Consider the following 8184-nt stretch of genomic DNA (forward strand, 5'->3'; position numbering starts at 1 on the left):
TAGCTCTTTTCATAATAGTCCGAAAAGCTTATAGAAAAGCGGAATCAACAGCATGACGAAAAGATGTGAATAGAGGGATGTTTTTCCTAGCTCTGTTTTTTATAGCAAACCAATGATGCTCAATTTTGTTAAAATCGGGAGAATAAGGCGGTAGATATAAAATTTCTGCGCCAACTCCTTTAGCAAATTCAGTAATCTTATTAGACTTATGAAAAGTAGCATTATCAAGGATAACAGTTTGTCCAGGTTTCAAAATCGGTGTCAGAAACTGCTCAAACCATTTATTAACATATTACAGTGGCCTTCAAATGTTAACGGAACAACTATTTTCCTGCCGTTTAAGGCTGCAATCATACTGATTCGTTGAATTTTTTTACCAGATTTTAGAGCATAAAACCTCTGTCCCTTCTGGCAATATCCATAAGGGTAGTCCTCGGTGTTATCAATGCCAGACTCATCTATATAAACTAAGTTTTGAGGTTCTTTTGTTGCTATAATTTTCAAAAATTCAGCGCGTTTTTCTTCGTCCCTTTCTTTGTATCCATATGTCTTTTTTTGCGTGTGAGTCCAATTTTTTTAAGAGCTCGATGAATCGTTGGGATACTAACATTGCTCCAAAGCTTAGCCATTTCCGATAGAGTTTTTCCACCATATTTTTTAGCAAATTCAGTAAATTTATTCCAGTCAGTAATTTTGTGATTATAACCTCCATTTCCAAGTTTTTTTGACTGAAAATCTCCTGTTTCTTTTTTCTTTGCTGCCACTCCCATAACGTAGTTCTTCCAATTTTAAATCTTGCTGCCACTGCTTCTCTGCTTTCTCCTTCTTCTAGTGATTCCATTGCTTTTTTTCTTAAATCATAACTATATGCTGCTGGCATACTTACCTTCACTACTATAAAATCTTATTTTACCTCGTTTGTACTATTATGAAAAGAGCTATAATAATGTGCTAATGCTTATTTTAAGCGTGATTTGGTTGAATGTAGAAAAAATAAAAAAGACATACAGCCGCTATAATTTTATGTAATCCGCCAATAAATACCCTGAGTTTTTTACTGAATTTTGTGATTGAGCCTACAGGTCAAAAACAATGGATCATAAATACCCTTACTGCTACGGTAAGAGAAATAGCAAGGTCCGTCAAGTGGCTTTTTGCAATATCAGAATCGATTATAAATCCCTACAAATCAATTTTAACAAAAATACCTTAGTGCATTTTCAAATACAAGCATCCCATCACCATATTTTGGCACAGCAACACCTAAGCGTTTGTACTTTTCCTTTTCAAACGGCCAGTTATCTTGCTGAGTGAAAAACATTCCCCTCTCTGGGTGAGGCATTAAAGCTAGCACTCTACCACTTTTGTCTGACAAAGCTGCCAGATCATATGTAGATCCGTTTGGATTGTAAGGAAATTGTAAATTTGCATAGTCACCATTTTCATCAACGTAACGCAGTGCAAAGGAATTATTTTCAACCAATTGATTTAAAATATCTTGATCCATAAAAAACCTGCCTTCTCCATGAGCAACAGGAAGATATAGTTCATTCAGACCCTGTAGCCAAACAGAATTACTTTGTGGATTAACTTTCACTCTAACCCAACAGCATTGATAATTACCTATATCATTAGGAATTAAAGCTAGATTAGAGAATTCTGGAACTAATTTTACTAATATCTGGCAACCATTACATATTCCTATAATAAGCTTATCCTGAGATAAGAAATCTTGAAATTCGTCTAACAAGTTGTTCTTAATACGCAAAGCAAATGCATTGCCAGCACCAGTGTCATCACCGTAGGAAAAACCTCCTGGAATTGCAAGTACATTGCTTGATTTTAGTTTATCTGGATTATTTATAACCTCATTAATGTGAACAATTTTTACTTCTACATTGCTGATATCAAGTTTTCTGCTACATTCCATAAATGCAAATGCAGTTTCTTTTTCACAATTTAAGCCATAACCAGATAAAACAATAACTTTCATGAATCAAAAAACTCGAACTTTCTTTTTACAAAATTTGCTATTAAATTCAAAGCAAATAGCATTAACAACAAAGCTATAATTGCAATGGCAGCAAGTTCAATAAATGCAATTTCAGGACTACTTGACCATATATATATTTGTACAGGTAGAACAGTTGCTGGATCGAAGAAGGATGTAGGTGTATCAGCAATAAATGCTACCATACCTATCATAAGTAAAGGGGAAGACTCTCCTAAAATCCTTGCAATTGCAAGCACAGCACCATGTATTATCCTTGGTAACGCAATCGGCAAAGAGTGATCCAATATTACCTTGACGTGAGGTGCTCCAAGAGCAAAAGCTGCATCTTTTATTGCAATAGGAACGTTTGTAAAGGCATTTTTTGTTGCAATGATAATATTAGGCAGCATCATAAATGAAAGAGTCATCCCACCAACAAGCGGTGAAGAACGGGGTAGCTCAAATATGCCAAGGTAGAGAGTCAGTCCTACTACACCAAATATTATCGAAGGCACTGCAGCAAGGTTGTTCATGCTAATTTCTACAATACTAGTTATTAGCCTATTTTTAGGCATAAATTCATAAAGACAGACGCCCGACATAATTCCTATTGGTAGTGCCAATACTAAGCACACTACAATTGTCATTAATGAACCGATAAATGCCCCTAAAATCCCTGCATTCTCGGGCTCACGAGAATCAGACTTGAGAAATAGAGACTTATTAAAAAATTTTCTTACTCTCCCCTTTTCTTTCAAGCAATCAAGTAATTTAGCATAACGATCATTCAAACATTTATTTTTATATACTGAATTGATCACACTCGATGCGGTAAACCAAATCTCATATTCACCACTATTTTTTACTCTCTTAAGAAAAAACTTCTCTAGCTCCTTGTAAGAGTTACGACTTAAAATTTCGTCACTGTCTTTAAAGTCAATTCCTTCAAACACTTTATGTAAAGAATTATTGAGTAGGATAATGGACTTATATCGCAAATCACCAGGATTATTCGTTAAAGTAAGATCAGCACTTATTTCAATTGGCAATAAAATTTTCGTTACTGTTAAGGCGCTATAGGAGTTAACTAATATACTTAACAATATACATATAGGGCAGCCAAGTGAGATAACTAGTGCCGTGAAAGAGCAAAAGCGTAACATTCTGTTCTTTTCATTTTTCCTTTTTATACGAGCGTGCACACGCCTTGACTGAAGCAATTTAAGGAATTTTTTCTTTATACTCATTTATTTTTCCTGGATCCTATCGTCAAGCCCATAGATGTACAAACGTCCAGTTTAATAACCATTGATGTCATGCATAGTAGCTGACACTGGAATCCAGTCATAAAAATATCTACAAATCAGGTAACAGCCTACATGCTAAAAATAACATCCATGATATAGAATAAGGCAGATCCCAGTGTCATGCACTGGAATGACACAATTGACATCACTCCCTATTGTATCTACTTAGATTTCTTTTTAACATAAGTAGTACGTTCTTTGACCCTTGCAGCTTTCCCAAACAGCTTGCACAGATAATACAATTTTGCTCTACGGACCTTTCCCTTTCTTATCACTTGTACTGAAATCAATGCAGGAGAGTAAACAAAAAATTGTGATACTATACTTTCTCCATGACTTACCTTTCTAACTGAAAAAGAAGAGTGTAATCCGCGGTTTCTTTGTGAAATGCACACGCCTTCAAATATCTGTATACGTTCACTTGCACCGTCAACTACTTTAAAAGTGACCTTCAAATCATCACCAGGACGAAAGACCGGCAGCTCTTTAGTTAGTATTTGCATTTGCTGCTCATTAAATTTCTCAAGCAAATTTGTCATTTATCATCTCCATTCAACAACTCGGGTCGACGCTTCTTTGTTATAACATAAGATTGCTCCTGCCTCCAATCATTTATTTTTCTATGATTGCCAGACAATAGAACCTCAGGAACTTTATACCCATTCCACTGCTCAGGTCTAGTATATTGAGGATATTCAAGCATACCACCACTATAACTAAAACTTTCTTCAGTAACGCTATCGGAATTACTTACTACACCTGGAAGAAGCCTAACGCATGTATCAAGAACTACCATTGCAGCCGGCTCACCTCCTGAAAGTATATAATCTCCAATACTTAACTCATAAGGAGTATATACATCAATTATTCTTTGGTCAATACCTTCAAATCGACCACACAATATTGTTATATGAGGAAACTCTAATAATTCTCTGGCAATATTCTGATTAAATTTTGTGCCAGATGGAGTCATATAAATAAATCTAGTATTTTTATGAACAGAAAGCACGTTATTAACTGCATCGCCAACCACATCAGGACGCATAACCATTCCTGCTCCACCTCCATATGGAATATCATCCACAGTTGAATGTTTATCTTTTGCAAAAGAACGAATACTTATTACTTCAAGGTTCCATATTTTTTTTTCTAACGCTTTTCCGGCAAGAGAATAGTTCAAAAACCCGGGGAACATTTCTGGAAATATGGTTAACACTGTAACACTAAATGTCATTAGCAAATTTGTAGTAAACTAAGTAGCAATTTGATATTATCTTATAGTATACAGCTAAATTAATCATGTCATCGAATAAAATCATTTACGAAGGTAAAGCAAAATCCATTATAGCAACTGAAGACTCGTTAACTGTCATACAGCACTTTAAAGATGATGTTACAGCGTTCAACAAGGAAAAATATGAAATCATTGAGGGTAAAGGAATAATTAATAATCATGTTAGTGCTTTTATCATGAAAAAGCTTGAAGAAGCAGGAATTAGCACGCACTTTATAAAAACTCTAAACAAAAGAGAACAGCTAGTTAAAAAGCTCAAGATAATACCTATTGAGGTAGTAGTTAGAAATATTGCAGCTGGCAGCTTTTGCAAACGTTTTAATATCAAAAAAGGTGAGGTGCTTACAACTCCTATAATCGAATTTTTTTACAAAAATGATGACCTAGCCGACCCAATGGTGAATGAAAATCACATACTGTACTTTAATTGGCTATCTAGCAAAGAAATGGATGAAGTTAAAACTACAACTTTAAAAATCAACGAAGTTTTAGTCCACCTATTTTCAAACGCAAGTATATCTTTAGTTGATCTCAAATTAGAATTTGGCAGATTAATAAATGACAGTACTAAAATCATTTTAGCTGATGAAATTAGCCCTGATAACTGCAGGTTATGGGATAAAAATACTTATAAAAAGCTAGATAAAGACGTCTTTCGTTTGAATTTAGGAGATTTAAAGAAAGTGTATCTAGAAGTTGCAAAAAGACTGTCAGTAAAGTTAGATTAACTAAATACCACTCTATCAGATAGAGGATTACATGCCTCATCAAGTTTTCCAATAATTTCAATTCTTTCTCCACATCCTTGAAAATAATTTTTCACATTTTCTATATTTTCAGGATCTATGATCAATACCATACCAATGCCACAATTAAATGTTTTTAGCATTTCTTTCTTTTCTATTTTGCCTTCTTCTTCCAGCCATAAAAATATATCTGGCCATTTCCAGGAGTTAATGTCTATGTTTGCAAATAAGTTTTTTGGAAGAATCCGCGGAATATTATCTATTAAGCCACCACCTGTTATATGTGCAATGCCTTTTACCTTTGGCATAATAGGCAACAAAGAATCAACATATATTTTTGTTGATTCAAGTAGTATTGCACCCCAAGATTTATTATTCCATGGAGATATATCATTATAATTTATACTTAAGCTTTTGAAAATATGGCGCACCAAAGAAAACCCATTTGAATGAATTCCATTTGACTCTAAGCCGACTATATAGTCACCTTCCTTCATAGCATCACATTTTGGAAGAATTTTGCTTTTATCAACTACACCAACTACAAATCCTGCAAGGTCATAGTGATTATTACCATACATTCCAGGCATTTCCGCAGTTTCTCCACCAACCAATGCTATTTTAGCTTGTTTGCACCCCTCTGCAATGCCCTGGATCACAGATAACAAAACGTCCTTGGTCAAAATGCCTGTTGCAAAGTAATCAAGAAAAAATAAAGGCGTTGCTCCTTGTGCAAGTAAGTCATTTACACACATTGCAACTAAATCTATACCTATAGTATCATGCTTATTCACTTCTTGAGCTATTAACAATTTTGTTCCCACTCCATCAGTTGAGGAAACGAGCACTGGATGGTCGTACTTCTTACTCAGTGTAGAAAAATCAAACAATGCAGAAAATGACCCTACTTCGCTAATTACTTCTTCTCCTTTAGTCTTTTCAATAATAGGTTTAACTTTTTTTATCAGCTCATTATATAGTTTTAGATCTATCCCTGATTTAGTATAAGTACTCATAGTTCTTTTATAAATCTCACAATTATTAATACTACATTAATGCTTTGACACAAAAAATACAACGAAACTTTCTCTTAAATTGACTACTACGTGCCTACCAATATAGGGTTAACTTAAATCATTTATACTTTTATCCAATGAATAAAAACATACTGTTAATAACGGAGCTGTTATCAGGACGAATGCTTCACGATTTCGCTAACTCTATGAATGGAATAATGTTTGGCTTAGAAGAACTTGAAGTAGTAGATGAAAACAATGCTAATATACAAAAGGGAGCATTGTCATTGCTTAAAGAAAGTTCTGACGACTTAATATATAAATATAAAGTTATGAAGCAAGCATATTCTTCTTCATCAGATAATTGCAGCTTTGATAAGACTAAATCCAATATAGAAAATTATTTATTAAAAAAAAAGTAAAGCTTAAGTGGAAGATAAGTGAATGCCCTACAGAAGACTTAATTGAAAGAATAAATAAGATAATCTCCAATATGGTGATAACTATAGCCAGTGCAGTAGCAGAAGTTGAGCTAGTCTCTATTCTACTGAGTCAAACAGAAGATAAAACACTATTAACTATAAAAATTCTAAATGAACATAAGCCAATAAGCAAATCATTAGTGAATAAATTAACAAAAAAAAATGATATTGACTTAGATACAAAAGACATTAGTATCTATATGACTTCTTTGCTGTTAGAGCATTATAATACTGAAATCAATTGTACTTGCGAAAGCAATTCGCTGAGGATAGATTTAACTATAACTTGAAACGACTTCGTATCTTATGAAAAGCACTCAATAGACTTCTTGCATAACCTAAGGAAGCAGCTCAAAATTATAGAAAGAGGCAAAACCGTAAACCGAAACGCCTTCGTCTATTTCTATACCTGTCTGAAATTATTTTAAATCGCTTAAGTAAACCAATAACTACAACTCTTTGGCTAGAAAATTCTCTGCTTTTTTGTCTTTTGGTAAAGGGTGCTTTTTTGATCTCCTATGAGGGAGTTGAACATTTTTATGAAACTTTTGCATACCCCTATCAGCTAAAACTTGATAACATCGACTCTTTAAAAATCCTAAAGTCATGTCATTTACCGTTAGCAAAGGAAGTACATACAATTTTCTTACTTTCTTTTGCTATAACTATAGCCCTACTCATAATAGTCGAAAAAGAGTAAGATATGGATTTATAGTAGTGAAGGTAAATAGTTATGACGTAAGGAAAAAGGTAATGGAAGCGTTGGATGAAGGAGAAAACTATTGCCAAGAGATTTAAGATCGGAAAAACAACTTTATATGAGTGGAAGAAAAGACGTGAGAAAACGGGAGATTTTCAGTCAAAAACGTGGGCTATAACCATAAAATTACCGACTGGAATGCATTTGCAAGGTGGCAAAACTCAGTCAGAGATGCTGGTGCAATATTAGTAGACAATCGAGCACTTAAAAATATAGGATTCACAAGACTTACGGATACAAAGAAAGAAATGAGGAAAAGCGAGCTCAATTTGTAAGGGTTATAGCGACAAAAGAACCTCAAAACTTAGTATATATAGATGAATCTGGTATTGATAATACCGAAGACTATCCCTATGGATATTGCCAGAAAGGACAGCCCTAAAATCTGGAATCAGCATGGTTGCAGCCTTAAGTGGAAGAAAAATAGTTGCTCCGTTAATCTTTGAAGGCCACTGCAATATGTTAATAAATGGTTTGAGCAATTTCTGACACCGATCTGGACAAACTTTGATAATGCTACTTTTCATAAGTCTAATAAGATTACCGAACTTGCTAAAGGGGTTGGTGCAGAAATTTTATATCTGCC

General features: G+C 34.1%; 8 protein-coding genes and 2 pseudogenes. 4 read left to right on the forward strand and 6 right to left on the reverse strand.

Translation table 11 applies throughout. The features are described from left to right. Positions 1-28 precede the first annotated feature (28 nt). From Wcon_RS06900 to trmD, 5 genes and pseudogenes are all read right to left on the reverse strand, one after another. Positions 29-880, reverse strand: a pseudogene (locus Wcon_RS06900) (IS630 family transposase). Between the two features lie 315 nt (positions 881-1195). Further along, entirely contained in the window at positions 1196-1993 is a 798-nt protein-coding gene (locus Wcon_RS06905) for a phosphoribosylformylglycinamidine synthase subunit PurQ (RefSeq protein ID WP_114517687.1), read from the reverse strand. After that, positions 1990-3240 (reverse strand): phosphate ABC transporter permease PstA, encoded by a 1251-nt coding sequence (gene pstA / locus Wcon_RS06910; RefSeq protein ID WP_114517688.1) that lies wholly within the window; start codon positions 3238-3240, stop codon positions 1990-1992. The genes Wcon_RS06905 and pstA overlap by 4 nt, the downstream gene beginning before the upstream one ends. A gap of 221 nt (positions 3241-3461) precedes the next feature. After that, complete coding sequence (gene rplS / locus Wcon_RS06915; protein ID WP_047759546.1) at positions 3462-3839, reverse strand: 50S ribosomal protein L19; 378 nt, start codon at positions 3837-3839, stop codon at positions 3462-3464. Further along, a complete protein-coding gene (trmD, locus tag Wcon_RS06920; protein WP_114517689.1) occupies positions 3836-4534 on the reverse strand; it encodes a tRNA (guanosine(37)-N1)-methyltransferase TrmD in 699 nt (232 codons plus the stop codon). The genes rplS and trmD overlap by 4 nt, the downstream gene beginning before the upstream one ends. Before the next feature lie 65 nt (positions 4535-4599). On the opposite strand from trmD, the gene purC reads away from it, so the two are divergent. Beyond that, entirely contained in the window at positions 4600-5322 is a 723-nt protein-coding gene (gene purC / locus Wcon_RS06925) for a phosphoribosylaminoimidazolesuccinocarboxamide synthase (protein WP_114517690.1), read from the forward strand. Here purC and purM read toward each other — a convergent pair. Beyond that, positions 5319-6356: a phosphoribosylformylglycinamidine cyclo-ligase gene (gene purM / locus Wcon_RS06930; RefSeq protein WP_114517691.1), complete on the reverse strand. Its 1038-nt coding sequence runs from the start codon at positions 6354-6356 to the stop codon at positions 5319-5321. The genes purC and purM overlap by 4 nt on opposite strands. A 137-nt stretch (positions 6357-6493) precedes the next feature. On the opposite strand from purM, the gene Wcon_RS06935 reads away from it, so the two are divergent. The 3 genes and pseudogenes from Wcon_RS06935 to Wcon_RS06950 all read left to right on the forward strand — a co-directional run. Further along, positions 6494-6778 carry a hypothetical protein gene (locus tag Wcon_RS06935; protein ID WP_114517692.1) on the forward strand — a complete coding sequence of 95 codons (285 nt, stop codon included), beginning with the start codon at positions 6494-6496 and terminating at the stop codon, positions 6776-6778. 14 nt (positions 6779-6792) lie between these two features. Then, a complete protein-coding gene (locus tag Wcon_RS06940) occupies positions 6793-7128 on the forward strand; it encodes a hypothetical protein (RefSeq protein ID WP_237350096.1) in 336 nt (111 codons plus the stop codon). 463 nt (positions 7129-7591) lie between these two features. Beyond that, positions 7592-8184: pseudogene (locus Wcon_RS06950) on the forward strand (transposase); the annotation flags it as partial.

This window comes from Wolbachia endosymbiont of Cylisticus convexus (assembly GCF_003344345.1).

Bases quoted from the DNA above. Each gene is read 5' to 3' on its own strand.
- purC (WP_114517690.1), top strand. From the start codon at position 4,600: ATGTCATCGAATAAAATCATTTACGAAGGTAAAGCAAAATCCATTATA.
- Wcon_RS06905 (WP_114517687.1), bottom strand. From the start codon at position 1,993: ATGAAAGTTATTGTTTTATCTGGTTATGGCTTAAATTGTGAAAAAGAA.
- Wcon_RS06935 (WP_114517692.1), top strand. From the start codon at position 6,494: ATGAATAAAAACATACTGTTAATAACGGAGCTGTTATCAGGACGAATG.
- trmD (WP_114517689.1), bottom strand. From the start codon at position 4,534: ATGACATTTAGTGTTACAGTGTTAACCATATTTCCAGAAATGTTCCCC.
- purM (WP_114517691.1), bottom strand. From the start codon at position 6,356: ATGAGTACTTATACTAAATCAGGGATAGATCTAAAACTATATAATGAG.
- rplS (WP_047759546.1), bottom strand. From the start codon at position 3,839: ATGACAAATTTGCTTGAGAAATTTAATGAGCAGCAAATGCAAATACTA.
- pstA (WP_114517688.1), bottom strand. From the start codon at position 3,240: ATGAGTATAAAGAAAAAATTCCTTAAATTGCTTCAGTCAAGGCGTGTG.